This is a genomic window from Massilia sp. H6 (genome assembly GCF_024802625.1).
In the GTDB taxonomy this organism is placed as follows: domain Bacteria; phylum Pseudomonadota; class Gammaproteobacteria; order Burkholderiales; family Burkholderiaceae_D; genus Telluria.
In genome coordinates, this window is record NZ_CP103371.1 from 1,109,142 (window position 1) to 1,133,309 (window position 24,168).

Sequence of the window (24,168 nt, forward strand, 5' to 3'; positions counted from 1 at the left end):
TTTGTCGGAAAGGCGTGTGCTTCGTGCCGGCAGTCCTGTTGAGAACATCCAACAGGACATGCAATGAAAACTTCTACTCCATCCATTACGCTGCTGGCCCTGGCCATTGCAGCACTCGGCACCACCCTTGCCCCTGTTGCAGTTGCGGTGCCACCCGGAGAACCTGGTCTGATCAAGGGCCGTGTGCTGGTCGCGTTGCGCGAGGGCGTGACGCCGGAAGCGTTCGACAAGATCATCGACGTGCCCGGCCACAAACGCTACAAACTGGGCCAGAGTGGCCTGTATGTCATCGATCTTCCGGGCAACGCATCGGAACGCGCGGTGCTGGCGCGCCTTTCCCATAATCCGCACGTCAAGTCGGCCGAGCAGGACCGCCTGGTGAAAAGTACGCTCGCCGTGAACGACCCTTACATCGGCAGCGCCTGGCACCTCGGCAAGATCGGCGCCAGTAGCGCCTGGGACACGGCGCAGGGCGCCGGCGTGACCATTGCCATCCTCGACTCGGGCATCGATGCGGGCCACGCCGATCTCGCCCCCAACCTGGTGGCCGGCTACAACGTCTACGATTCCAATACCAACCTGGCCGACGTGTGCGGCCATGGCACTGCGGTCGCCGGCGCCGCCGCCGCGGTCAACAACAACGGCATTGGCGTGGCCGGGATTGCGGGCCGCTCGCGCATCATGCCGGTGCGGATTGCCTATCGCCAATCCGACGGCAGCTGTTACGCGTCGTACAGCACTGTCGCGCGCGGCTTGACCCATGCTGCCGACAATGGCGCCCGTATCGCCAACATCAGCTACGGTGGCGTGAGCAACAGCAGCTCGGTGACCAGCGCCGCCAACTACATGAAGTCCAAAGGTGGCCTCGTGTTCGTTTCGTCCGGCAACACCGGCACCGACCAGGGCTATGCGGTCAACGCCTCGATGATCGTGGTCGGCGCCACCGACAGCAATGACAACCGAGCCGGCTGGTCCAGCTTTGGCCGCTTCGTGTCGCTGTCCGCACCCGGCAGCGGTATATGGACGACCCAGATGGGCGGCGGCTACGGCGCCGTCAACGGCACCTCGTTCGCCAGTCCGGTAGCGGCCGGCGTGGCCGCCCTGATGATGTCGGCAGCGCCATCGCTGAGCGCCAGCCAGGTCGAAAGCCTGCTGTTCTCGAGCGCGGTCGATCTCGGCACTGCCGGGCGCGACAACGATTTCGGTTACGGCCGGGTCGACGCAAAGGCAGCGGTACTGGCTGCACAGGCCGCGGTCCAGAAGGTCGACAGCACGGCTCCGCTCGCAGCAATCGCTGCGCCGCTGGGCAGCAGCACAGTGTCGGGCCTGGTCGCCGTCGATGCCAACGCCAGCGACAATGTCGGGGTGACGCGGGTGGAACTGCAGGTCAACGGCACCACGGTGGCCAGCGAAACCAGCGCACCCTACGGCTTCAGCTGGAACTCGGCCGGTGTGCCTAACGGCATGAACAACCTGGTCGTCGTCGCCTATGACGCCGCCGGCAATGCGGGACGCTCGGCCACCGTGGCGGTCAATGTCGCCAATGCGGCACCGGCGCCCGTGAATTCGCCGGATACCACCGCACCGATCGTTCGTATCGTCAACCCGGTGCCAGGCGCCGTCGCCGGCAACGTCTCGGTCAGTGTCAGCGCCACCGACAACCTTGGTGCGGCGGCCCTGTCGTCCCAGTTGCTGGTCGATGGCCGCGTGGTCGCCAAGGGCACCGGTGGCAGCCTGTCGTATAACTGGAATACCCGCAAGGCGGGCGCCGGCACGCATACGATCCAGGCCACCGTGCGCGATGCCGCCGGCAATGTGGGCAGCGCCACAGTGAGCGTCACCACCCGCTAAGCCACGCGCGTCGTCGCCTCACGCGCCCGGTGCTTGCACCGGGCGTTTTCCATTGATGCGCCGTTGAGGCGCACTCCGCGAGGGGCAAGAGGCCGGCGGCAAGCTCACGGCAGTGAGCGAAGCGCAAGCAGCCCTTTCAGTTCCGCGGCTAGCGCCGCTCCTGGCTAGCAGCCGTATCGCTCTCGATGCTGCCATCGACCAGGGTGATGGTGCGGTCGCACTGTCCGGACAAGCGCGCATCATGGGTCACCAGCAGCACCGCGCAGCCGAACTCGCGATTAAAGCGGCGCAACAGCTGAAAGACTTCGGCGGCCGATTTGCTGTCGAGATTGCCGGTCGGCTCGTCCGCCAACAGCAGCGCGGGACGGGTGACCAGCGCGCGCGCCACCGCCACCCGCTGCTGCTGGCCGCCCGAGAGCTGGTCGGGCTTGCGTTGCTCGAGCCCGGCCAGGCCAACCTCGGCCAGCAGGGCGCGCGCCTGCGCGGCCTGCGCCGGCGTCGGCTTGCCGCTGGCGGCCATCAGCGGCATCAGCACGTTTTCCAGCGCCGTGAAGGCCTGGATCAGGTGGTGGAACTGGAACACGAAGCCGATCGCGCTACCGCGCAGCGCGGTGCGGCGGGCTTCTGCCATGCCGCGCGTGGGTTCGCCCAGCAGGAACAGCTCGCCCGCGGTCGGCTGGTCGAGCAGGCCGATCACGTTGAGCAAGGTACTCTTGCCCGAGCCGGAGGCGCCCACCAGGGCGGCGAAGTCGCTGCGCTGCAGGCGCAGGTCGAGCCCGTGCAGCACCTCGATTTCGGTCGGCTTGCCCACGTTATAGCTCTTGCGCAAGCCTTGCAGGCGCAGCACTTCCTGGCCGCGATCGGGTGCGACATCGTGCTCAGACATGGCGCATCGCTTGCACCGGATCGAGGGCCGCGGCGCGCCGGGCCGGCACCGCCGCCGACAGGGTGCCGGTGACGGTTGCCAGGGCCGCGGCGCCGGCCAGCAGCCAGGGATCGACCGGGATCAAGAACAGCTTCGGACCGAAGGTATTGAACGCGCCCACCAGGCCATAGCCGGCCAACCCGCCCAGCAGCGAGCCGGCCAGGCCGAGCAGCGCGCCCTGCACCAGGAACACGCGCAGCATCTGCCCGCGGGTCGTGCCCATCGCGCGCAGGATGCCGATTTCGCGGGTGCGCTGGACCACGCTCACCGACAGCACGCTGGCGATGCCCAGCGCCACGCTCAGGGCCACGAAGCCGCCGATCATTTGGGTCGACAGGCTCTGCGAGCGCAGCGCGTTCATCAGTTGGGCGTTGGTTTCCATCCAGCTTTCCACTTTCAATCCGGTCAGGCGCGCCAGGCGCGCCGCGATCGCGCGTGCTTCGAAGATGTCGTGCACCGTCAGGTCGATGACGGTGGCCGCGCCAGGCAAGTCGAGCAGCGACTGCGCCTGCTTCATGTCCAGGTAGACGTAGCGTGAATCGAGTTCGCGCACGCCCAGCTCGAAGATGCCGGCCACGTTCAGCACGCTCTCGCGGCCCTGGCCGCCGTCCAGCCGCAGTTTATCGCCAACCCGCATGCCAAGGTCGCTGGCGAGCTGCTTGCCGATCACGGCGTCGCCGGCGCCGATGCGAAAGCTGCCAGCCACGATGTCGTCCTGGATCGGGATAATGCGCCCGTAGCGCTGGGCGTCGATGCCCACCAGCGCCACCGATTCGAGCGCCGCGCCGCGGCGCGCAAAGGCCGGGCCCGAGATCAGCGGCGAGACGGCCTTGATGTGCGGCAGGGTGTCGAGCACGTCGCGCACCTGCTGCCAGTTGTTGATCGAGCGCAGGCGCTGGCTGCGTTTGCTCTCCAGCAGCAAAGCGGTGCTGCCCACGGCAGGCGGCACTACCCGGTTGAATTCTTCCGTGGGTTGTACCTTGATATGGGCCTGGGTGCCCAGGGTGCGACCGATGATATTGGCCTGCAGCCCTGTGATCAAGGCCGTGAGAAAGACGATCACGGCCACGCCGACGGCGATGCCCACCAAAATCAGCGTGCTCTGCGTCCGGCCTTCGCGCAGGAAGCGGGTAGCGATGGTCCATTCGAGCCACATCGCGATCAGTCCAGCTTGACCGGCAGTTCCTGGCGCGTGGCCGGGTCGGCCGGTACGGCGGCGGCGGTCACGCGGACCCGGTCGCCCGGCGCCAGCGTGGCGGGCGGGTCGGCCAGCACCCAGTCGCCTGCCTTGAGGCCGGCGCTGGCTTCGGTCTGCACCAGCCCGCGCAGGCCGAGTTCGACCCGGCGCCGTTCGGCGCGGCCGTGCTCCACCACCCACACCTGGCCTTGCCGGCCGTTGACCGCCAGCAGCGCGTCGTTCGGGACCGCGAGCGCGCGCGCGCGCCGGCCGGTTTCCACGTTGACCGAGACGGTCATGTCCTGGCGCAGGAAGGCGGGCGCCGGACGCACCGTCAGGCGCAGCTCCACCGTGCCGCGCTGCGGATCGACGCTTGGCGCGATAAAGCCGAGCGTGGCCGCGAACGGCTGCAGTGGATAGGCGTCGGCGATGCAGGTGGCTTGCTGGCCGATGGCCAGTACGCCCAAATTCTTTTCGTCCACCGGTACCAGGATCTCGGTGTCGCCGCTGCGGGCGATCTCGAACAGGATGCGACCTGGCTGCACCAGGTCGCCCGGTTCGGCATTGCGGGTCAGGACAGTGCCGCCGACTTCGGCGCGGATCGTGGTCTTGGCCAGCTGGGCCCGAACATTGGCGAGCCGGGCGCGCGCCGCGGCTTCGCCCGGATTGCCCGGCACCAGCGCCTGAACGGTCAGGCGCGCCTGCTCGAGCGCGGTGCGGGCCACGGTTTCGGCCTGCGCCGCCTGCTCCATGGTTTCGCGGGTGATCATCTGGCGCTGGAACAGTTTGCGGCGGCGGTCGGCTTCGCGGCTGGCCTGGGCCAGCCTGGCCTCGGCTTCGCGCAGGCTGGCCTGGGCCTGCGGACGGGTCGACTGCTGCAGCTGGGCCAACTGGGCCTCGGCTTCGCGCACGGCCGCTTCGAGATCGTCGGCGCGCAGGATCGCCAGCACGTCGCCCGGCCGCACCACGTCGCCCTCGCGCACGCGGCGCTCGAGCACCACCGCGGTGACCGGGCTGCCAACCTGGGCGCGCGAGACCGCCGCCACCCTGCCGGTAGCCACCACCGTCTGCACCATCGGCCGCGCCGTTAGCTGGTAGGCGTCCAGCACCGGGCCGCGCATGCCTTGCCAGCTCCACCAGGCCAGGCCGGCCAGGATCGATCCAACGGCAATCACAGGCAAGGAAGGTCGTTTCACGGGCGCCCTGACATGAATGAGACGGGCAATTTTACCCGATTGCATGGGGGGAAATTCCCGGTGCCGGCATGCCAGCAGTCTCGGGGGCGTCACCATCGGCCATGACATGCTCATGGATGAAACGGATTTTGTCGAAGAAAATTACACCTGCGGTAGCGCCGATATCGATACTGATTTAAATCAATGACTTGTGGTGTGGAATGTTTTTTGCTTCATGGTAGATTCACTCCGAATGAGAGTGCTACCCACGCAAAAGGATTCACATGAAGACTTTAATGAAAAAAACCATCGCACTCGGCGTTCTGTCATTTGCCGCAGTCGCTGTCCATGCAGGGACGGTTTCGACCGATGATGCCTTCACGGGCGCCAGCATTAACGATTTCAGCGGCGGCGCGCATGCTGCAAGTTCATTCGACGGCTCGCTGGTAGACCCGTTTGGCGTTACCTTCTTTAGTACCGACGTTGCCGGAACCACGGGCTTCTTGAACTTTTCAACGGCAGCGGCGGTGACCCTGTCGGGCATTCACTTGTTTGCGCAGAGCGATGGCGAGTTTTTCGGCAATCGACGCTCGATGAGCGCTTTTCGCTTCCTGGCCGACATTGATAACGACGGCGTGTATGAAACCACACTGGTGGACGTTGGCGTAGATACCAATTACGGCAATGCGCAAACTTTCAATGATCTTGCCCCGGCCCAGGATGCGCTGGAAGCAGCCTTTCGGTTCGGCCGCAATGTGACCGCAAGCCGGTTCCGCTACGAAGTCGAACAGGGCGTCACGTTTGGCAGTTTTGCCGGCGTGCGCGTGCAGGAAATCGATGCCATCGCCGCAGATGTGCCGGAACCGGGTTCGTTCGCCTTGCTAGGGCTGGGCCTTGCCGTACTGGGACTTCGCGGACGTAAGCGGGCCGCTCGCGCCTAGGTAATCATCGATGACCGGCGCTGGCTGCCCCGCGGCCCTGGGCGACAGCACCGGCCTCGCACGCGCGCCCCAATACCTCGCCCACTGTATGATCGTTCCATGGCTTGCCAGCCTCAAGTTGGTTTAATCGATCATCCAGGGAGAATCCCCATGCGCACGTTAATATTCATGACAGCCGGCGTCTTGAGCCTGCTCGGCTGCACGACTCCGCAAGAACAGGCACGCAAGCAGCAAGTCGAGATGGAGCGCATGATCGCGCGCTATGGGCCGGCCTGCACGCAACTCGGCTTTGTCGCCAATTCCGATCCTTGGCGCAATTGCATTATCCAGTCGGCGACCAGGGACGACGTCAACCGTGGCGGCGTATCGACATCCATTTTTGGCGGCTGGGGCAGCGGCGGGCGTGGTTCCGGCATCGGCATCGGCATTGGCGTAGGGCGCTAGCAGGGGATCGTCTTCGATCGGATAGACGCGATTTGGCCAGTGCCGGGCGCGGGTTTCTCCGCACGCGGCCAACTACCGAGGCATGCGACTCTGGTTATGGCAATATTGCAATATTAATATTCCAGAGGAGACCCCATGCCCGGCCTTGCCCGTCTATTTAGCGGCGTCATGTTAACGGTGGCCGCAGCTACCGTCACCGCCGCGCCGCCCGTCGCGCGCGTCGAACCCGTCACCGACACCCATTTTGGCGAACAGGTGCTCGACCGCTACCGCTGGATGGAGAACGACAAGGACCCGGACTGGCTGCCTTTCCTGAAGAACCAGAACGCCCATGCGCGCTCGGTGCTCGACGGGCTGCCGCTGCGCGCCGAACTGCTCAAGCGCATCGGGCAGCTGTCTGGCGACATCACCGCGCCGGCCGCGGTCCAGCGCGCCGGCGCCCGCACCTTCTACCAGCAACGCCCGGCCGGCACGAACAACTTCAAGCTATTTGTGCAAGAAAACGGCAAGAGCCGCCTGCTGGTCGATCCGACCCTGCTCGACACCGCCACCAGCCATTATTCGCTCGACTGGTGGAGCGCCTCGCCCGATGGCAGCAAGCTGGTGGTCGGCCTGTCGAAGGACGGCAGCGAAGATTCGGTGCTGCAGATCATGGATGTCGCCAGCGGCGCGATCCTGCCCGAGCGTATCGCCGATACCCAGAGCGCCAGCCCGAGCTGGCTCGAGGACAGTTCCGGCTTCTTCTACAACCAGCTCACCGGCAAGGTGAACACGCCCGAGCGCTTCCTCGACTCGCGTGCGCGTTTCCACCGCCTGGGCGACGATCCGTCCAAGGACCTGGTGCTGATGGCGCGCGGCCACGACCCGGCCGTGAGCTACGACAAGATCCAGATGCCGCTGATTGTCGCCACGCCGCATTCGCGCCATGCGCTGCTGGTGCTGGCCGACGTGCGCCAGGAGCAGCGGGTGCTGGTCGCGCCGCTGCAAGACGTCCTGAAGGGCAAGGCGCGCTGGAAGAAGGTGGCCGATTTCAGCGATGAAGTGACCTATGCCGACCTGCATGGCGACGACCTGTACCTGCTGTCGAACCGCGGCCATCCGCGCGGGCGCGTCCTCAAGACCAATGCGGCCGCGCCCTCGCTGGCGCGCGCGCGCGAAGTGCTGGCGCAGTCGAAGCTGGTGCTCCAGGACCTGAGCCGGGCCGCTGACGGCTTGTATATCCGCGCCATGGACGGCGGCATCGGCAAGGTGCTGCGCCTCGACGCGAGCGGCAAGCTGGCCAACATCGCCTTGCCCTTCGACGGCACGGTGGGCAGCCTGGTGGCCGATCCGGACGCGCCGGGCGCGCTGATGCTGCTGTCGGGCTGGCTTACGCCGACCGGCATCTGGCGCATCGGCGCCGACGGCCAGGTCGCCGACACCGGCATTACGCCCAGGCCGGCGATCGACGTCAGCGCCTACACCACCGAGCGCCGCTTCGCCACCGCCAAGGACGGCACCAGGATTCCGTACAGCCTGATTTACAAGAAAGGCCTGCAAAAGAATGGCCGCAACCCGGCCTTCATTTCGGCCTACGGCAGCTATGGCGCGGCAGCCTACACACCGGCCTTTGCCGGACGCGCGCTGGCGCTGATCGACCGGGGCGCCATCGTAGGCTTCGCCAACGTGCGCGGCGGCGGCGAGTACGGGCGCGACTGGCACCGCGCCGGCCAGCTGGAGAACAAACCGAATACCTGGCGCGACCTGATCGCCGTGGTCGAAGACCTGCATACCCGGCGCTATAGCGCGCCGCGGCATACCGCGATCGGCGGGCGCTCGGCCGGCGGCATCCCGACCGGCATGGGCCTGGCCGAGCGCCCGGACCTGTTCGCGGCCGTGGTATCGGGCGTGGGCTGGCACAATCCGCTGCGTTACGTGGCAGAGCAGAACAGCTTTGCCGAAGAGCCGGAGTGGGGCGCGATCACCGACCGCGCCGGTTTCAGGGCGCTCAGGAGCATCGACAGCTACCAGGCGGTGAAGGAGGGGGTGAAATATCCAGCGGTGCTGCTGACCACCGGCGTCACCGACCCGCGCGTAGCGCCTTTCCACCCGGCCAAGATGGCGGCCCGCCTGCAGGCTGCCACCGCCAGCGGCAAGCCAGTGCTGCTGCGGGTCGACTTCGACGCCGGCCACGGCATGGGCTCGACCCGCGCGCAGCAAGACCAGGAGTCGGCCGATACCTTCGCCTTCATCCTGGCGCAGACGCAAGGGGAATAACGACCCTGCACCTGCACCTGGACCTGGACCTGGACATGGGGTAGCAGCCCGCGTTCAGGCGCCGCCGGCGTAGCCGTTCTGGCGCCAGGCCTCGTACACCACCACGGCGACCGTGTTCGACAGATTCAGGCTGCGGTTGTCGGGCATCATCGGCAGCCGGATCCGCTGCTCCGGGGCGAAATTGTTGCGCAGGGCAGGGTCGAGCCCGCGCGACTCGGGGCCGAACACGAACACGTCGCCCGGCGCGAAGCGCGCATCGGCGAACGGGGACGAGCCGTGGGTGGTCAGCGCGAACATGCGCGCCGGGTCGGGCTGGACCGCGGCCATGAACGCCTCCCAGTTCTTGTGCACCTTCATGCCCGCGTAGTCGTGGTAGTCGAGTCCGGCACGGCGCATCTTGGCGTCGTCCAGCGCAAAGCCGAGTGGCTCGACCAGGTGCAGCTGCGCCCCGGTATTGGCGCACAGGCGGATGACATTGCCGGTATTCGGCGGAATTTCAGGTTCGACCAGTACGACGTGGAACAACGCGTTCTCCTTGTTTTTAAAATCAGTGCGGCGGGGTGCGGGCGAACACCAGATTAGTGACGCGCGCCGCGCCAGCGGCCTTCAGTACCCGCGCCAGTTCATCGAGGGTATGGCCGCTGCTCATGACGTCGTCGACCACCCCGACGTGGCGCCCACGCAGGCTGGCTTCCCCTTCTGCAAGGGCAAAAGCCCCGCGGACGTTGCTGCGCCGCTGGCCCGGCGCCAGGCCCGATTGCGCTGCCGTCTCGACCTGGCGCTGCAGCAGTTGCGGCGCCAGGGCAATGCCGAGCGTGCGCGCCAGCGGGCGCGCCACTTCCAGCGCCTGGTTGTAGCCGCGCTCGGCCAGGCGGCGCGGCCCGAGCGGTACCGGACACAGGACCTCGGGCAGCACCAGGCCGTCGCAGGCCAGGGCGGCATCGTGCAGCCGGCGCGCCATCCATGGCGCCAGCGCCAGCCGGGCGCCAAACTTCAGCTGCAGCACCAGCCGGTCTGCCGGAGCGGTATAGTCGCAGACGGCGAGCGTAGCATCGAACGCCGGCGGCGCGGCCAGGCAGGCGCCGCAGTAGCGCCCGGTGTCCCGGGTGCCGACCGGGTTGGCGCAACAGGGGCAGCGCGCCGGGCCGCCGCTCACATGGGCCAGCGCGCAGGGCGGGCAGACCGCATCGTCCCCGGCCATGCCGCACAGCACGCAGCTCGACGGCAGGAGCGTGCGCAGCAGCCTGGCGCGCAGGGCAAGCGCCCAGTGCGCCAGGCAAGGCATCATGGCATTGGACATCCGCTGTGGCATCGGCTTTGATTCACGCAACCATGTACACTCCGCCATTATCTCATTTGTCCGCTTGACTACCATGGCTTCCCCGCAATCCCCTTCCAAGATGAGCGCGCCGATCGACGGCGCGCGTGTGCGCCGCCTGTTCGCCGCGCCTGGCCGCATCGCGCCGTCCGATTTCCTGCGCCGCGAGGTCGCGGCGCGCATGCACGAGCGCCTGCAGCTGGTGCGGATCGTCCCGAAACAGGTGCTCGATGCCGGCTGTGGCGCCGGCGCCGACCTGGCGTTATTGCAGAAAACCTATCCGGCGGCCCAGATCCTGGGGCTCGATGCGGCCCCCGCCATGGCGGCCTCGGCCGCTTCAGCGGGTGCCGCCCCCGGCATGCGCTCGCTGAACCAGATGCTCAGCCGCTTGCTGCCGGCCAAGGCCGGAGTCGACGTGTTGTGCGGCGATTTTGGCGACCTGCCGTTCGGCCCGAACTCGCTCGACCTGCTGTGGTCGAACCTGGCGCTGCATTGGCATCCGCAGCCCGACCGCGTGTTTGCCGAATGGCGTCGCGTGTTGCGCGTAGATGGCCTGTTGATGTTCTCCAACTTCGGCCCCGACACGTTTTCTGAACTGCGCACCGCCTTTGCCGCCATGGACGAGACCCCGCATACCTTGCCTTTCGTCGACATGCACGATTTCGGCGACCAACTGGTCGAAGCAGGCTTTTCCACGCCGGTCATGGACATGGAGCGAATTACCGTGACCTACGACAGCGCCGGTGCGCTGCTGGCAGATGTGCGCGCGCTGGGCGGCAACCCGCTGGCCACGCGCCGGCGCGGGCTGATCGGGCGCGCTGCCTGGAGACGCATGCTCGACGTGCTGGAAGCCGGGCGCCGCCCGGATGGCAAGCTGGGGCTGACTTTCGAGGTCATCTTCGGCCATGCTTTCCGCCCGGCACCGAAGACCACGGCGGCCGGCGAAGCCATCGTGCGTTTCCAGCCGCGCAAGCCTCAATAACTGCCAGCAACAACATCGCCCGATTTTCCTTGAATAAAAATTACTGATTTGATTATAATCAGTGGCTATTTTTATCGTCCGGACGCGAAAAGCGCTGAAAAAAGCAGCAGAACCGGCGGAAAATAGAAATGAATTGCAGCATCCGCAGAGCCGCCGGCTCGGGTGACGACGGTGTCACCCGAGCCTGCGTATGGTGTTTCCACCGTTGCGTAGCGCACTACGCGGCCGGAGGATGAGTAATTTGCGACATTGATTCGGAGCGGCGGCAGTTTGTCCATGGAATTGTCGACCGTTAAAAATATTTTATTTTGGGTGGTTGGGGACAACATGACATACGCAACGCGACTTGGGGCCACGATGTTCGGCCTCGCAGCAACGGCCGGCTTCCCAGCATGGGCGGAACCGGTCATCACGGGCCGGCCGGTGGAACACCAGCTGAACATGCAGATCCCGGTGACCGCCGTTGGCGCTGAAATCTACGACCTGCACACATGGATGATGATCGTCTGCATCGTCATCTTCCTGGGCGTGTTCGGTGTCATGTTCTATTCGGTGTTCAAGCACCGCAAGTCCAAAGGTCACCAGGCTGCTACCTTCCACGAATCCACCGCTGTCGAAATCGCCTGGACCATCGTCCCCTTGCTGATCGTCATCGGCATGGCGCTGCCGGCCACCAAGACCGTGGTCGCCCTGAAAGACACCTCGAACGCCGACATCACCATCAAGGCCACCGGCATGCAGTGGAAATGGGGCTACGACTACCTCAAGGGCGAAGGCGAGGGCATTGCCTTCTTGTCGAACCTGTCCACGCCGCGCGCCCAGATCGGCCTGCCGGGCGAGCCGTCGACCGAAGCACGTGGCGAAAACTACCTGATGGAAGTCGACAACGAGATGGTGGTCCCGGTCGGCAAGAAGATCCGCATGATCTTCACCGCCAATGACGTGATCCATGCCTGGACCATCCCGGCATTTGGCATCAAGCAAGATGCGATTCCCGGCTTCGTGCGCGACGGCTGGTTCAAGGCCGACACCATCGGTACCTACCGCGGCAACTGCGTCGAACTGTGCGGCAAGGACCACGCGTTCATGCCGATCGTGGTGCGCGTGGTCTCGGATGCGGATTACGCCACCTGGGTTGCTACCAAGAAAAAGGAAATGGCGGCGCTGGCCGACGATCCGACCAAGGTCTGGACCATCGACGAACTCAAGACCAAGGGCGAGCAGGTCTACGCTGCCAATTGCGTTGCCTGCCACCAGGCCAACGGCAAGGGCGTACCGAATGCCTTCGCGCCGCTGGACGGCTCGTCACTCGTGATTGGGCCGAGGCATCCGCAGATCGATGTCCTGCTCAATGGCCAGGATACCCCGCGCTACGCCTCGGCGATGCCGGGCTGGAAGCAGCTGACCGACACCGAGATCGCCGCAGTGATCACCTATACCCGCAACGCCTGGTCGAACAAGACTGCGGAAAACATCGTACAACCGGCCGAAGTGCTGGCTGCGCGCGGCAAGTAAGTAAGACTAGTTAGCTCAGGGATATCGACATGACTACCAGCACCATCGATCACGCACACGACGATCACCACGGCCACGACCACGCGCACGACCATCCGACCGGCTACCGCCGCTGGCTGTTCGCCACCAACCACAAGGACATCGGCACCCTCTACCTGTGGTTCTCGTTCATCATGCTGCTCTCGGGCGGCGTGCTGGCCCTGATGATCCGCACCGAACTGTTCGAGCCGGGCCTGCAGTTCTTCCGCCCCGAGTTCTTCAATCAGCTCACCACCATGCATGGCCTGGTGATGGTGTTCGGCGCGATCATGCCGGCCTTTGTCGGCTTCGCCAACTGGATGATCCCGCTGCAGGTGGGCGCTTCGGACATGGCCTTCGCGCGCATGAACAACTTCTCGTTCTGGCTGCTGCCGCCAGCGGCGCTGCTGCTGGCTGGCTCGTTCTTCTCGCCAGGCGGCGCCACCGCCGCCGGCTGGACGCTGTATGCGCCCCTGTCGACCCAGATGGGCCCGGGCATGGACATGGCGATTTTCGCGATGCACATCATGGGCGCGTCGTCGATCATGGGTTCGATCAACATCATCGTCACCATCCTGAACATGCGCGCCCCCGGCATGACCCTGATGAAGATGCCGATGTTCTGCTGGACCTGGCTGATCACCGCCTTCCTCCTGATCGCCGTGATGCCGGTGCTCGCGGGCGCCATCACCATGACCCTGACCGACCGTCACTTCGGCACCTCGTTCTTTAACGCCGCCGGCGGCGGCGACCCGGTGATGTACCAGCACATCTTCTGGTTCTTCGGCCACCCCGAGGTCTACATCATGATTCTGCCGGCCTTCGGTATCGTCTCGCAGATCATCCCGGCCTTTGCGCGTAAGCCCTTGTTCGGCTACGCCTCGATGGTGTACGCCACCGCCTCGATCGCGATCCTGTCGTTCATCGTCTGGGCCCACCACATGTTCACCACCGGCATGCCGGTGACCGCGCAGCTGTTCTTCATGTACGCCACCATGCTCATCTCCGTGCCGACCGGCGTGAAGGTGTTCAACTGGGTCGCCACCATGTGGAAGGGCTCGATGACATTCGAAACCCCGATGCTGTTCGCGGTCGGCTTCATCTTCGTGTTCACGATGGGCGGCTTCACCGGCCTGATCCTGGCGGTGACGCCGATCGACATCGTGGTGCACGACACCTATTACGTGGTGGCGCACTTCCACTACGTGCTGGTGGCGGGCTCGCTGTTCGCGCTGTTCGCCGGCTTCTACTACTGGGCGCCGAAGTGGACTGGCCACATGTACCCGGAAGGCCGCGGCAAGATGCACTTCTGGCTGTCCCTGATTACTTTCAACGTCACCTTCTTCCCGATGCACTTCCTGGGCCTGGCCGGCATGCCGCGCCGCTACGCCGATTACGCGACCCAGTTCACCGACTTCAACATGATCGTCTCGATCGGCGCCTTCGGCTTCGGCCTGTCGCAGGTCTACTTCTTGTTTGCAGTGGTGCTGCCAACTATCCGTGGCGGCAAGAAGGCAGAAGCCAAGCCATGGGATGGCGCCGATGGCCTGGAGTGGACCGTGCCGAGCCCGGCGCCGTTCCATACCTTCGAAACCCCGCCACTGGTGAAGTAATCATGACCCGCAAGGACCAGAAGAAGGGCAACCTCAAGACCGCGCTGGTCCTGGGCGGGATCGCGCTGCTGTTTTTCGTGAGCGTGTTCGTCAAGTTCACGCTGCTGAGCTGACATGACGCCGATCAACACCCGGATTCGCCGCCTGAACCGCTCCACGCTGGGAAAACTGGTCGTGGTGGCGGTGATGATGTTCGGTTTCGGTTATGCGCTGGTGCCGATGTACCGCCAGATCTGCGAAGTACTCGGCATTAACGTGCTCACGCAGGGCGAGTTCGTGGCGGCGCCGACCAATACGCAGATCGACAAGTCGCGCACCATCGTGGTCGAACTCGACGGCAATGCGCAGGGACCATGGCGGTTCCGCCCGACCACGCGCAGCATCGAAGTGCATCCGGGCGAGCTGGCCACCGTGACCTACGAGGTGGTCAACACGCAGGGCAGGACAGTCAAGGCCCAGGCGATCCCGAGCTATGCGCCGCAGCAGGTCACGCCGCACTTCAAGAAAGTGGAATGCTTCTGCTTCCAGGAGCAGACGCTAGCCGCCAACGAAGCGCGCCAGATGCCGGTGGTATTCTTCATCGACCCGGCGCTGCCGCGTGACGTGAAGAACATCACGCTGTCGTACACCTTCTTCGAGATCGGCGGCGCGATCAAGGCGGCAGCCGCGCCTGGCGCGCTGGTCAAGTAATGAATAAACAGCCGGACGGCAAGCCAGCGCACCAGCGCAAGGCAAGTTTCCTGGCCACGATGAAAGCGGTGTGCTGGTCCTTCTTCGGCGTGCGCAAGCGCAGCGATTACGAACGCGACGCCGCCACCCTGAACCCGGTGCACGTGGTCATTGCCGCACTGATCGGGGCAGCGGTGTTCATCGGCCTGATCCTGCTGGCAGTGCGGTTCGCGGTGTCGCAATAAGAACCTACTGGGATAGGTTCTAAGAACGATCAAGGACGAAGTCGCTCTACGGACTGCGTCAACAAACGAAAACGACGGTATCCCGGCGCGCGCCGGGGGCCTGGTTTAGCGATTCAGAGTGACCCAACAATTCAAAGAGTTTGCTTGAGGAGATGAAGATGAGTTCGCCACACACCGTGCCACATTATTTCGTGCCAGGTCCTTCCAAGTGGCCTATGGCCGCCGGCATTTCGATGCTGGTGACCATGCTGGGCGCGTCGGCCTGGGTCAACAGCGTGTCCTGGGGTCCGGCCGTGTGCCTGGTCGGCATCGCCGCCATGCTGGTCGTGCTGTATTTCTGGTTCGGCGACGCCATCGGCGAATCCGAATCGGGCCTATATAGCCGCAATATCGACGTGTCGTATCGCTGGTCGATGGCCTGGTTCATCTTTTCAGAAGTGATGTTCTTTGCCGCCTTCTTCGGCGCGCTGTTCTATGCCCGCGCAATCTCGATGCCCTGGCTGGCCGACCTGGACCACAAGTTCATCTGGCCCGACTACGCGCCGACCTGGGGTAACGCCGGTCCGGCTGGCGTGATCGACAACTTCCAGACCATGGGTCCGTTCCCGATCCCGACCATCAACACCGCGCTGCTGCTGCTGTCGGGCGTGACCCTGACCATTTCGCACCATGCGCTGCGCGCAGGCCACCGCGCCAAGACCGCGATCTGGCTCGCCGCGACCATTTTCCTGGGTGCGATCTTCATGGGCTTCCAGGTCTATGAATACATGCACGCCTACCAGGACCTGAACCTGAAGATGACCTCGGGCATCTACGGCTCGACTTTCTTCATGCTCACCGGTTTCCACGGCTTCCACGTGACGATGGGCGCGATCATGCTGTCGGTGATCCTGTACCGCGTGCTCAAGGGCCACTTCACGGCCGACAATCACTTCGGTTTCGAGGGCGCCGCGTGGTACTGGCACTTCGTCGACGTCGTGTGGCTGGGACTGTACGTGGTGGTGTACTGGCTGTAAGCGCGATGGCGCGGCCGGCGGGGTTCGCTCAGCGAATCCCCGTCGGCGCGATCCACCCCATCTTGTAGGCGCCGAGCAGGCACAGGAACAGGGTGATCGACAGCCCGACCCGGATCGCCAGCGCGTGCACGGTGCGGTTGCTCTGCCCCTTGTCGCGCATCAGGAAAAACAGCGCCGACGCGAGGCTGGCAAGGATCAGGATGAAAGCGATGGCGACGAGCAGTTTCATGGTGGGCAAGGAAAAGGTTGAGGCATCATTGTAATGCGGTTCGCGTTCCATTTTCGCCTCATTCCCTTCATTGCCGCGCTGGCTCTCGCCATACTCGGTATCGTGCTCGGCAACTGGCAGGCGGGCAGGGCAGCCCAGAAGCAGGCCGTGCAGGAACAGCTCGACGCCCGCGCCGCCGAGCCGCCGGTGGCACTGGCTGCCGCACTGGCGCCGGCAGCGGCCGCCGCCGGCGAACTCGCCTACCGGCGCGTGACCGTCACCGGCGAATTCGTCGGCAACTGGCCGATCTTCCTGGCCAACCGCCCAATGGCGGGCCGTCCCGGCTACTATCTCGTGATGCCGTTTAAAATAGCCGCATCGAACACCCATGTGCTGGTGCTGCGCGGCTGGCTGCCGCGCACTGCGCAGTATGGCAAGCTGCCGGCCTTCGATACGCCGGCCGGCACGGTCACGATCGAAGGCACCGTGGTTGCCTCGGCCGGACAGGTGATGAACCTGGGCCAGGCACAGTCGGTGGCGCCGGGGGCCATCGTCCAGAACATCGAGCCGGCCGCGGTTGCCGCTGCGCTGAAACTGCCGCTGCAGCCGTTCTTCGTGCAGCAGACCGGGCCCGGCGAACCGGGCGAGACCCTGCAGCGCGCCTGGCCGTCGCCCTCGAGCGGCATCGACAAGCACCGCGGCTACGCCTTCCAGTGGTATGCACTGGCGGCGATGGCCTTTCTCTTTTTTGTGATTGCCGGATTCCGGCCAGGTTTAAGAAAAAATGGTTCAAGAACAAGTAACTGATCCATCCACGGCAGACCAGCGCAAACGCAGGCTGGGCCGCTGGAAGCTGTTCGCCGTACTGATGGTGTGCGCGGCGCCGCTGATCCTGTCTTACCTGACCTATTACGTCATCAAGCCGACCGGCCGTACCAACTACGGCACGCTGATCGACCCGCGCCAGCACCCGATCCCCCCGATGGCCAGCACCACCCTCGACGGCCGTCCGGCAAAGCTCGAGCAATACGCCGGCAAGTGGATCATGCTGAAGGTCGGCGGCGGCGAATGTGCCCAGGCTTGCCAGGAGCAGCTGTTTGCCATGCGCCAGTGGCGCACCATGCAGGGCAAGAACCGGGACCGCGTCGAGCGCGTCTGGCTCGTGCTTGATGACAAGCCGCTCGACACCATGACGATCCGCCAGTACGACGGCATGCACCTGCTGCGCGCGCCGCAGGGCGCCGTCACCGCGTGGCTGCCGACCGACAGCGGCACCGCGGCGAGCGAGCATATCTACCTGATCGACCCGCTGGGCAACCTGATGATGCGCTTTCCGCTCAACCCAGACCCGCGCAAGGTCTACAAAGACATCGCCAAGCTGCTCAAGGCGTCGGCAATCGGCTAAGGGCGCGGACCAACAACCATGGAATTGTCGACTTTGCTGCAGTTGGGCCTGATGGGCGTGCTGGTCGCGACCCTGCCGCTGGCCATGGTCTGGATGTCGGCCGATGCCAACAAGTTCCGCAAGCTGGTCTGGGTGGCGGTCTTTCTTACCTTCGACCTGATCGTGTTCGGCGCCTTTACCCGCCTGACCGATTCCGGCCTGGGCTGTCCGGACTGGCCGGGTTGCTACGGCATGGCCAATCCCTTCCTGGCGCACGAGCAGATCGCGGCGGCCGAGGCGGCCATGCCGACCGGCCCGGTCACCGTGGTCAAGGCCTGGATCGAGATGATTCACCGCTACCTGGCCATGGGCATCGGCGTGCTGATCATGGCGCTGCTGTTTACCGCGATTGTGCAATGGCGCAAAACCCGGGCCCAGGCCTTCAGGCCGGGCATCCCGCTGGCGCTGTTCGTGTTCGTCTGCATCCAGGGCGCGTTCGGCGCCTGGACCGTCACCCTCAAGCTGCAGCCTATCATCGTGACCATCCACTTACTGCTCGGTATGGGTTTGCTGGCAATGCTGGCCTGGCTGGGCGGACGCGAAGACTTTCTGTTGCATCCGCCGCCGCGCGCCGGCGACAATGCCAGCTTGCGCGGCATTCGGCGGCTGGCGCTGCTGGCCGCCGTGGTAATTACCGCCCAGATCGCGCTGGGCGGGTGGGTGAGCACTAACTACGCGACCATGGCTTGCGATGAATTCCCGCTGTGCGATGGCCAGTTGATGCCGCCCATGGACTTCGAGCACGGCTTTACGCTGTGGCGCGAACTGGGCAAGACGGCGGCAGGGAACTACCTGCCGTTTTCGGCGCTGGTCGCGATTCATTGGGTACACCGTAACTTCGCCATCGTCGTGGTCGGCGTGCTTGCGCTGCTGGCCTGGCGCGCCTGGGGCCAGCCCTATCTGGCGCGCCAGGCGCGCTGGCTGGCCCTGTTGATGGTGGTGCAGCTGGCAACCGGCATCGCCACCGTGTATCTGGATTTTCCGCTTGCCATAGCGGTGTTGCATAACGCCGGGGCGGCGCTGCTGGTACTGCTGGTGACCATGTTAAACTACCGGGTGAACTACCAATTAGACGTGAACGGCGCGCAGTGAATGCCGCGCCGACCATTGCCGCAGCGGAGGCCGCAGCCGCAGCGGCGCCCGCGCTTGCCAGCACCAGCACCCCATCGATGACGACCCAGACCGCCCTGCACAAACCTCCGAGCCGCGTTGCCCAATACTGGGCACTGACCAAACCACGGGTGACGCAACTGGCCGTGTTCTGCGCGGTCATCGGGATGTTCCTTGCCACCGACGGTTTTCCGGGCTGGCAGGTGCTGGTGGCCGGTACCATCGGCATCTGGCTGCTGGCCGGCGCCGCCTTTGCGGTGAACTGCCTGGTCGAGGCCAAGATCGACGCCAAGATGGCGCGCACCGCGCGCCGTGCGACCGCCATGGGCGAGCTCACCAATACCCAGACGATCATCTTTTCCACCCTGGTCGGCGGCCTGGGCATGCTGGTCCTGTACGCCTTTGTCAATCCGCTCACCATGTGGCTGACCTTTGTCACCTTTGTCGGCTACGCCTTTATCTACACCATGCTGCTCAAGCCAGCCACGCCGCAGAACATCGTCATCGGCGGCCTGTCCGGCGCCATGCCGCCGGCGCTGGGCTGGGCTGCGGTAGCGGACGCGGTGCCGATGCAGGCCTGGCTGCTGGTGCTGATCATTTTCGTCTGGACCCCGCCGCATTTCTGGGTGCTGGCGATGTACCGCCGCGACGACTATGCGCGCTCGGGCCTGCCGATGCTGCCGGTGACGCACGGCATGCAGTACACCGGCCTGCAGGTCTGGCTCTACACGATCGCACTGTGCGCCACAACCTTGCTGCCGTTCGCGGTCGGCATGAGCGGCCTGATCTACCTGGCCGCAGCGGTTGTGCTCAATATCGGGTTTTTGCGCCATTCGTGGCGCGTGCACAAGCACTACAGCGACCTGGCCGCGCGCAATGCGTTTACCTGGTCGATCATTTACTTGTCGCTGCTATTTGCCGCACTGCTGGTCGACCATTATTTCAAGTTCCAGGTATCCGTTCTGACATCGTAGGATCCGACATGAAAAAACTTTTGAGCGCACTGGTCGTGGCATTGGCGGTGCTGGGTGCCGGCTGCGACAAGCTGGCCAACAAGACCCCGAGCTTCAACAATACCGACGTCACCGGCCTGGACTATGCCAAGGGCTTTTCGCTGCTTGATCACCATGGCAAGCCGCGTACCCTGCAAGACTTCAAGGGCAAGGTGGTGGTGCTGTTCTTCGGCTACACCCAGTGCCCAGACGTCTGCCCCACCACGATGGTCGAGATGGCCACCGTGCTGAAAGAGCTCGGCCCTTCGAGCAAGGACGTGCAGGTGCTGTTCGTCACGCTCGACCCGGAGCGCGATACCCAGGAACTGCTGGCCGCCTATGTGCCGGCCTTCCACCCGAGCTTTATCGGCCTGTACGGCGATGCCGAAGCCACCGCACGCACCGCCAAGGAATTCAAGGTGTTTACTGCCAAGGTGCCTAGCGGCGAGGGCAACTACACGGTGGACCACACGTCGGGCAGCTATGTGTTCGACCGCGATGGCAAGCTGCGCCTGTTCGTGCGCCACGGCCAGGGCGCCGGGCCGCTCGCGGCCGACCTGCGCCAGCTGCTGTAATGGTTGTCATGGGCGCGCCGCTGCAAGCGCGCCTTGGTGTGCCTTAGCGCGCCTTGGCGCGCCGCCGCTTGCTCTGCTGTTATGATGGTGTAAACACTCATTAACAGGGATGGCATGGAACAACGCGCAGGCAGGAACTATCCACGTATAGCGATCATCGTCCTGCTGATACTGGGCTGCCTCTACGTTCTCAGGCCGTTCCTGGCCGCGATCGTGTTCGCAGCCTGCGTGGTGATTTCTTCCTGGCCGCTGTACCTGCGCCTGCTGTTTGCCATGAAGGGACGCCGCACCCTGGCTGCCCTGACCATGACGCTCACGCTGACGCTTCTGGTCATCATCCCGCTGGCCATGGTGGCCTATAACCTGGCCGACGACGTCGCCACCGGCTTTACCCACCTGCGCCACGCCATCGAGCACCGCGAATTGTTGCCGCCGCCCTGGGTGCGCGGTATTCCGCTGGTGGGCGACACCATCGACACCTATCTGCGCCAGCTGGTGGCCAGCCGCGACCAGATGATCGCGCTGGCCCAGCGCATGCTGGAACCGGCGCGGCGCTATCTGCTCGCCGGCGGCCTGATGCTGGGCACCGGCGTGGTGCAGCTTAGCCTGGCCGCTTTCGTCAGCTTCTTTTTCTACCGCGACGGCATGTCACTGCTCCAGGCCATCAACGTGGCGATGCGCCGGATGATGGGCGAGGGCGCCGACACGGTGGCCACTACCATCAGCCAGACCGTGCGCGGGGTCATGTACGGCATGCTCGGTACCGCGCTGGCGCAGGCGGTGGTGGCGGCGATCGGTTTCGCCATTGCCGGTGTGCCCGCGGTGCCGCTGCTGTCGGTACTGATCTTTGTATCCTCGCTGATCCCGGTCGGCCCGCCCATCATCTGGGGCGGCGCGGCGATCTGGCTGTTCTTGCAGGGAGAAACCGGCTGGGGCATTTTCATGGTGATCTGGGGCACCTTCCTGATCAGCGGGGTCGACAACGTGGTGCGCCCGATGCTGATCAGCCTCGGCAGCAGCTTGCCCTTCCTGCTTACGCTGCTAGGTGTACTGGGCGGGGTGATCGCCTTCGGTTTCGTCGGCATGTTCATCGGGCCGACGCTGCTGGCCGTGGGCTATTCGCTGATGAGCGAGTGGACCGGCACCCCCTACGCGGCAATGCGCAAGAATTAGCAGGGACTAGCAGGGACTAGCAGGGCAAAAACTTTTCCAATAGCAATGGTGCTATGTCTGATTTCGCACTGAACTATTCAGTGCCTCGCCGTATGCTTGGGACATGATCCGCACTTGCCTGGCATGCCGGATCTGCACCCCAGTTCACGGAAACGACCATGCCTACCACCGCCAGCACCAGCGCCGCGCCCGACCAGAACGCGGCCGCCCCCAAGAACCGTCGCCGGGCACCGCTGTCGCTCGCTGCATGGAAACAATTTGTCGCTGTCGCCAGGCCCTACTGGCTGGGCGACGAGAAAAAGAAGGCTTGGTCGCTGCTGGCGCTGTTGATCGTCCTGATGCTGGTCGAGACCAAGTTTGCCGTCATGCTCAACAACGAGGCCGGCGAGATGACCTCGGCGCTGGCCGGCAAGGATGGCGGCCGCTTCTGGGCCTCGGTCCGGGCCTGCCTGTTCATCCTGGCCTTTGCGATCCCGATCTACGCCTTCTATTACTACATGCGCGACAAGCTGGGCAACCAGTGGCGGCGCTGGCTCACCAGCCGTTTCCTCGACAGCTACCTGGCCGGGCGCACCTACTACGCGCTGGGCGCGAGCAGCGAGATCGACAACCCCGACCAGCGCATCAGCGAAGACATCAATTCGTTTACCGGCAGGTCGATCCACTTCCTGCTGATCTTCCTCGGTTCGATCATGCAGCTGGTGGCGTTCAGCGCCGTGCTGTGGTCGATTTCCCACCTGCTGGTGGCCGTGCTGGCGCTGTACGCGCTGCTGGGCACCGTGGTCGCCCTCTGGGTCTTCGGCAACCCGCTGATCCGCATGAATTTCTGGCAGCTGCGGCTCGAGGCCGATTTTCGTTTCAGCCTGATGCGCCTGCGTGAAAACGCCGAATCGATCGCTTTCTACCGCGGCGAAGCGCAAGAGCGCGCCCACATCGACGGCAAGTTTGACAAGGTCATCGGTAACTTCGCACAGCTGATCAAGAAGCAGCGCTCGCTCAACCTGTTCCAGCGCACCTTCAGCCAGCTCACGCTGGTCTTGCCCTTCATGATCCTGGCCCAGGGCGTGCTGTCGGGCGAGCTGGAGGTGGGCCGCGCAATCCAGGCGGCCGGCGCATTCGGCGCCGTACTCTCGGCCGTGGGCCTGATTGTCGATAACTTCGAGAGCCTGAGCCGCTTCGTGGCGGGCATCGACCGCCTGCACGGCTTGACCCGGCTGGTGCTGCCGGACGATCCGGCCGCTACCGCCGGCTCCGCCGCTAAGGACCAGCACCCGCGCATCGGGCGCCGCCCGGCCGCCCACCTGGCGCTGGCTGCGCTCACGCTGCATCCGCCGCAGTCGGCACGGGTCTTGATCAAGGAGCTGAGCTTGAACCTGAAGCCGGGCGACGCACTCTTGATTACCGGCGACAGCGGCTGCGGAAAAAGCTCGCTGCTGCGCGCGATCGCGGGCCTGTGGCATACCGGCAGCGGCGAGATCCACCACCCGCCGCTGGAGGAGCTGTTCTTCTTGCCGCAGCAACCCTATCTGCAGCACGGCAGCCTGCGCAGCCAGCTGATCTATCCCAGCGCGCAATCGAATCTTGGCGACGCCGAGCTACTGGACATCCTGGACCAGGTACACCTGCCGCACCTGGCCGCGCAAGTAGGCGGACTGGACGCCGAGCAGGACTGGGAAAAACTGATGTCGGTCGGCGAGCAGCAGCGCCTGGCCTTTGGCCGCGTGCTGGTGCACCAGCCGGGTATCGTGATCCTGGACGAAGCGACCAGCGCGCTCGACAGCGCCAACGAAGCTTCGCTCTATGCGCGCCTGCGTGAAAGCGGCACCACGGTCATCAGCATCGCCCACCGCGCCGCGGTGCTGCGCCACCATACCCATGTGCTGCAGCTGCAGGGGGAGGGCGCCTGGGAGTTGCACGACGCGGGGAGTTTTCAGTTCGACCGGCCAGTCGCCGGCGTGCAGGTGGCGGCGGCGGCCTAGGCGGCCTTGAAAGACCGCGCGCCGCGCTCCGTGAATCAAGGCGTCGCGCACGCCAATGTGCTCACCACGCGTCGTGCGCGTTGGGCCGCCTCGGCGTCCGGTGTTGGCAGGTGCACGGCGAACGACAATACCCGCAGCGGTTGACGTTCGCCGTCGACGTCCACGACATACCACACCGGCTCGCCATCGCTTGCTGTCGCCGTGTAATTGATCCGGAAAAATTTCTTCGAATTAACAAGCAACGTGTCACCAGGCGGGACGGCAAACTTCACGCTGGTTCCGGCCGGCATGGACAACACGTTGCGGATGGCCGACAGGCCGCCGATCTGCTCGCCGATGCGTTGCACGTGACAAGCAGCAAGGTCGTTGCCTGGGCCCGCCACAAACAAGGCAGCGGCATCGTGGTAGCGCTGCTGCTTGAGCGCGTCCATGAAACGCGCGGCGAGCGTGAGGGCATCGGCTTCATCCTGGGCAAGGGCGGGGCGCGACAAGGCAAGGCAGACGGCAAGTACGGCCAGGCGGGCAAGAGAATGTTTCATGAG

26 protein-coding genes are annotated in these 24,168 nt (G+C 64.9%); 18 read left to right on the forward strand and 8 right to left on the reverse strand.

The window, feature by feature from the left end; translation table 11 throughout:
• The first annotated feature begins 63 nt into the window (after positions 1-63).
• On the forward strand, positions 64-1,851 hold the full coding sequence (locus NRS07_RS04970) for a S8 family serine peptidase (RefSeq protein WP_259211558.1): 1,788 nt from the start codon (positions 64-66) through the stop codon (positions 1,849-1,851).
• Between the two features lie 148 nt (positions 1,852-1,999).
• On the opposite strand, the gene NRS07_RS04975 is transcribed toward NRS07_RS04970, so the two are convergent.
• Genes NRS07_RS04975 through NRS07_RS04985 form a run of 3 tightly spaced genes read right to left on the reverse strand, consistent with a single transcriptional unit; the run spans position 2,000 to position 5,149 of the window.
• Positions 2,000-2,737 carry an ABC transporter ATP-binding protein gene (locus tag NRS07_RS04975; RefSeq protein ID WP_259211559.1) on the reverse strand — a complete coding sequence of 246 codons (738 nt, stop codon included), beginning with the start codon at positions 2,735-2,737 and terminating at the stop codon, positions 2,000-2,002.
• Entirely contained in the window at positions 2,730-3,932 is a 1,203-nt protein-coding gene (locus NRS07_RS04980; RefSeq protein WP_259211560.1) for an FtsX-like permease family protein, read from the reverse strand. The genes NRS07_RS04975 and NRS07_RS04980 overlap by 8 nt, the downstream gene beginning before the upstream one ends.
• 5 nt (positions 3,933-3,937) lie before the next feature.
• Entirely contained in the window at positions 3,938-5,149 is a 1,212-nt protein-coding gene (locus NRS07_RS04985) for an efflux RND transporter periplasmic adaptor subunit (RefSeq protein WP_259211562.1), read from the reverse strand.
• Between the two features lie 275 nt (positions 5,150-5,424).
• Here NRS07_RS04985 and NRS07_RS04990 point away from each other — a divergent pair, with 275 nt between their 5' ends.
• The 3 genes from NRS07_RS04990 (at position 5,425) to NRS07_RS05000 (ending at position 8,769) form a co-directional block, all read left to right on the forward strand.
• Complete coding sequence (locus tag NRS07_RS04990; protein WP_259211563.1) at positions 5,425-6,069, forward strand: PEP-CTERM sorting domain-containing protein; 645 nt, start codon at positions 5,425-5,427, stop codon at positions 6,067-6,069.
• Positions 6,070-6,219: 150 nt separating this feature from the next.
• Positions 6,220-6,513, forward strand: coding sequence for a hypothetical protein (locus NRS07_RS04995; protein ID WP_259211564.1), 294 nt, complete (start codon positions 6,220-6,222; stop codon positions 6,511-6,513).
• Positions 6,514-6,648: 135 nt separating this feature from the next.
• Positions 6,649-8,769: a prolyl oligopeptidase family serine peptidase gene (locus tag NRS07_RS05000; RefSeq protein ID WP_259211565.1), complete on the forward strand. Its 2,121-nt coding sequence runs from the start codon at positions 6,649-6,651 to the stop codon at positions 8,767-8,769.
• Positions 8,770-8,823: 54 nt separating this feature from the next.
• Here NRS07_RS05000 and trmL read toward each other — a convergent pair whose 3' ends face one another.
• Positions 8,824-9,294 (reverse strand): tRNA (uridine(34)/cytosine(34)/5-carboxymethylaminomethyluridine(34)-2'-O)-methyltransferase TrmL, encoded by a 471-nt coding sequence (gene trmL, locus NRS07_RS05005; RefSeq protein WP_259211566.1) that lies wholly within the window; start codon positions 9,292-9,294, stop codon positions 8,824-8,826.
• A 22-nt stretch (positions 9,295-9,316) separates the two neighbouring features.
• Positions 9,317-10,081, reverse strand: a complete 765-nt coding sequence (locus NRS07_RS05010; protein WP_373889856.1) for a ComF family protein — start codon at positions 10,079-10,081, stop codon at positions 9,317-9,319.
• Positions 10,082-10,142: 61 nt separating this feature from the next.
• Here NRS07_RS05010 and NRS07_RS05015 point away from each other — a divergent pair, with 61 nt between their 5' ends.
• Entirely contained in the window at positions 10,143-11,069 is a 927-nt protein-coding gene (locus NRS07_RS05015; RefSeq protein WP_259211567.1) for a methyltransferase domain-containing protein, read from the forward strand.
• Positions 11,070-11,140: 71 nt separating this feature from the next.
• Here NRS07_RS05015 and NRS07_RS05020 read toward each other — a convergent pair whose 3' ends face one another.
• Complete coding sequence (locus NRS07_RS05020) at positions 11,141-11,347, reverse strand: hypothetical protein (protein ID WP_259211568.1); 207 nt, start codon at positions 11,345-11,347, stop codon at positions 11,141-11,143.
• 49 nt (positions 11,348-11,396) lie between these two features.
• Between NRS07_RS05020 and coxB the strand changes: the two genes are divergently transcribed.
• The 6 genes from coxB (at position 11,397) to NRS07_RS05050 (ending at position 16,145) form a co-directional block, all read left to right on the forward strand.
• Positions 11,397-12,584 (forward strand): cytochrome c oxidase subunit II, encoded by a 1,188-nt coding sequence (coxB, locus tag NRS07_RS05025; RefSeq protein ID WP_259211569.1) that lies wholly within the window; start codon positions 11,397-11,399, stop codon positions 12,582-12,584.
• 29 nt (positions 12,585-12,613) lie between these two features.
• Complete coding sequence (ctaD, locus tag NRS07_RS05030) at positions 12,614-14,215, forward strand: cytochrome c oxidase subunit I (protein WP_259211570.1); 1,602 nt, start codon at positions 12,614-12,616, stop codon at positions 14,213-14,215.
• A 2-nt stretch (positions 14,216-14,217) separates the two neighbouring features.
• Entirely contained in the window at positions 14,218-14,328 is a 111-nt protein-coding gene (locus tag NRS07_RS05035) for a cytochrome oxidase small assembly protein (protein WP_259211572.1), read from the forward strand.
• A 1-nt stretch (position 14,329) separates the two neighbouring features.
• Positions 14,330-14,905, forward strand: coding sequence for a cytochrome c oxidase assembly protein (locus tag NRS07_RS05040; RefSeq protein WP_259211573.1), 576 nt, complete (start codon positions 14,330-14,332; stop codon positions 14,903-14,905).
• On the forward strand, positions 14,905-15,129 hold the full coding sequence (locus NRS07_RS05045) for a DUF2970 domain-containing protein (protein WP_259211574.1): 225 nt from the start codon (positions 14,905-14,907) through the stop codon (positions 15,127-15,129). The genes NRS07_RS05040 and NRS07_RS05045 overlap by 1 nt, the downstream gene beginning before the upstream one ends.
• A gap of 158 nt (positions 15,130-15,287) precedes the next feature.
• Positions 15,288-16,145 (forward strand): cytochrome c oxidase subunit 3, encoded by an 858-nt coding sequence (locus tag NRS07_RS05050; protein ID WP_259211575.1) that lies wholly within the window; start codon positions 15,288-15,290, stop codon positions 16,143-16,145.
• A gap of 28 nt (positions 16,146-16,173) precedes the next feature.
• Here the strand turns inward: NRS07_RS05050 and NRS07_RS05055 are convergent, their stop codons facing one another.
• Entirely contained in the window at positions 16,174-16,374 is a 201-nt protein-coding gene (locus tag NRS07_RS05055; protein ID WP_259213013.1) for a twin transmembrane helix small protein, read from the reverse strand.
• Between the two features lie 33 nt (positions 16,375-16,407).
• Here NRS07_RS05055 and NRS07_RS05060 point away from each other — a divergent pair, with 33 nt between their 5' ends.
• The 7 genes from NRS07_RS05060 (at position 16,408) to NRS07_RS05090 (ending at position 23,626) form a co-directional block, all read left to right on the forward strand.
• Complete coding sequence (locus tag NRS07_RS05060) at positions 16,408-17,160, forward strand: SURF1 family protein (protein WP_259211576.1); 753 nt, start codon at positions 16,408-16,410, stop codon at positions 17,158-17,160.
• Entirely contained in the window at positions 17,138-17,758 is a 621-nt protein-coding gene (locus NRS07_RS05065) for a cytochrome C oxidase subunit I (RefSeq protein WP_259211577.1), read from the forward strand. Before NRS07_RS05060 ends, NRS07_RS05065 begins: the two co-directional genes overlap by 23 nt.
• An 18-nt stretch (positions 17,759-17,776) precedes the next feature.
• Complete coding sequence (locus NRS07_RS05070; protein ID WP_259211578.1) at positions 17,777-18,889, forward strand: heme A synthase; 1,113 nt, start codon at positions 17,777-17,779, stop codon at positions 18,887-18,889.
• 77 nt (positions 18,890-18,966) lie between these two features.
• Positions 18,967-19,881: a heme o synthase gene (gene cyoE / locus NRS07_RS05075; protein ID WP_259211579.1), complete on the forward strand. Its 915-nt coding sequence runs from the start codon at positions 18,967-18,969 to the stop codon at positions 19,879-19,881.
• An 8-nt stretch (positions 19,882-19,889) separates the two neighbouring features.
• A complete protein-coding gene (locus NRS07_RS05080; protein WP_259211580.1) occupies positions 19,890-20,474 on the forward strand; it encodes an SCO family protein in 585 nt (194 codons plus the stop codon).
• Positions 20,475-20,588: 114 nt separating this feature from the next.
• Positions 20,589-21,647 (forward strand): AI-2E family transporter, encoded by a 1,059-nt coding sequence (locus tag NRS07_RS05085; RefSeq protein WP_259211581.1) that lies wholly within the window; start codon positions 20,589-20,591, stop codon positions 21,645-21,647.
• Positions 21,648-21,805: 158 nt separating this feature from the next.
• Positions 21,806-23,626 (forward strand): ABC transporter ATP-binding protein/permease, encoded by a 1,821-nt coding sequence (locus tag NRS07_RS05090; RefSeq protein ID WP_259211582.1) that lies wholly within the window; start codon positions 21,806-21,808, stop codon positions 23,624-23,626.
• A 35-nt stretch (positions 23,627-23,661) separates the two neighbouring features.
• Here NRS07_RS05090 and NRS07_RS05095 read toward each other — a convergent pair whose 3' ends face one another.
• The gene (locus tag NRS07_RS05095; protein WP_259211583.1) at positions 23,662-24,165 is read right to left on the reverse strand and encodes a hypothetical protein; all 504 of its coding nucleotides are present in this window, start codon (positions 24,163-24,165) and stop codon (positions 23,662-23,664) included.
• Positions 24,166-24,168 lie beyond the last annotated feature (3 nt).

Coding starts and splice junctions, on each gene's coding strand:
- NRS07_RS04970 (WP_259211558.1), top strand. CDS start 64: ATGAAAACTTCTACTCCATCCATTACGCTGCTGGCCCTGGCCATTGCA.
- NRS07_RS04975 (WP_259211559.1), bottom strand. CDS start 2,737: ATGTCTGAGCACGATGTCGCACCCGATCGCGGCCAGGAAGTGCTGCGC.
- NRS07_RS04980 (WP_259211560.1), bottom strand. CDS start 3,932: ATGTGGCTCGAATGGACCATCGCTACCCGCTTCCTGCGCGAAGGCCGG.
- NRS07_RS04990 (WP_259211563.1), top strand. CDS start 5,425: ATGAAAAAAACCATCGCACTCGGCGTTCTGTCATTTGCCGCAGTCGCT.
- NRS07_RS04995 (WP_259211564.1), top strand. CDS start 6,220: ATGCGCACGTTAATATTCATGACAGCCGGCGTCTTGAGCCTGCTCGGC.
- NRS07_RS05000 (WP_259211565.1), top strand. CDS start 6,649: ATGCCCGGCCTTGCCCGTCTATTTAGCGGCGTCATGTTAACGGTGGCC.
- NRS07_RS05010 (WP_373889856.1), bottom strand. CDS start 10,081: ATGCCACAGCGGATGTCCAATGCCATGATGCCTTGCCTGGCGCACTGG.
- NRS07_RS05015 (WP_259211567.1), top strand. CDS start 10,143: ATGGCTTCCCCGCAATCCCCTTCCAAGATGAGCGCGCCGATCGACGGC.
- NRS07_RS05020 (WP_259211568.1), bottom strand. CDS start 11,347: ATGGACAAACTGCCGCCGCTCCGAATCAATGTCGCAAATTACTCATCC.
- coxB (WP_259211569.1), top strand. CDS start 11,397: ATGACATACGCAACGCGACTTGGGGCCACGATGTTCGGCCTCGCAGCA.
- ctaD (WP_259211570.1), top strand. CDS start 12,614: ATGACTACCAGCACCATCGATCACGCACACGACGATCACCACGGCCAC.
- NRS07_RS05035 (WP_259211572.1), top strand. CDS start 14,218: ATGACCCGCAAGGACCAGAAGAAGGGCAACCTCAAGACCGCGCTGGTC.
- NRS07_RS05040 (WP_259211573.1), top strand. CDS start 14,330: ATGACGCCGATCAACACCCGGATTCGCCGCCTGAACCGCTCCACGCTG.
- NRS07_RS05045 (WP_259211574.1), top strand. CDS start 14,905: ATGAATAAACAGCCGGACGGCAAGCCAGCGCACCAGCGCAAGGCAAGT.
- NRS07_RS05050 (WP_259211575.1), top strand. CDS start 15,288: ATGAGTTCGCCACACACCGTGCCACATTATTTCGTGCCAGGTCCTTCC.
- NRS07_RS05055 (WP_259213013.1), bottom strand. CDS start 16,374: ATGAAACTGCTCGTCGCCATCGCTTTCATCCTGATCCTTGCCAGCCTC.
- NRS07_RS05060 (WP_259211576.1), top strand. CDS start 16,408: ATGCGGTTCGCGTTCCATTTTCGCCTCATTCCCTTCATTGCCGCGCTG.
- NRS07_RS05065 (WP_259211577.1), top strand. CDS start 17,138: ATGGTTCAAGAACAAGTAACTGATCCATCCACGGCAGACCAGCGCAAA.
- NRS07_RS05070 (WP_259211578.1), top strand. CDS start 17,777: ATGGAATTGTCGACTTTGCTGCAGTTGGGCCTGATGGGCGTGCTGGTC.
- cyoE (WP_259211579.1), top strand. CDS start 18,967: ATGACGACCCAGACCGCCCTGCACAAACCTCCGAGCCGCGTTGCCCAA.
- NRS07_RS05080 (WP_259211580.1), top strand. CDS start 19,890: ATGAAAAAACTTTTGAGCGCACTGGTCGTGGCATTGGCGGTGCTGGGT.
- NRS07_RS05085 (WP_259211581.1), top strand. CDS start 20,589: ATGGAACAACGCGCAGGCAGGAACTATCCACGTATAGCGATCATCGTC.
- NRS07_RS05090 (WP_259211582.1), top strand. CDS start 21,806: ATGCCTACCACCGCCAGCACCAGCGCCGCGCCCGACCAGAACGCGGCC.
- NRS07_RS05095 (WP_259211583.1), bottom strand. CDS start 24,165: ATGAAACATTCTCTTGCCCGCCTGGCCGTACTTGCCGTCTGCCTTGCC.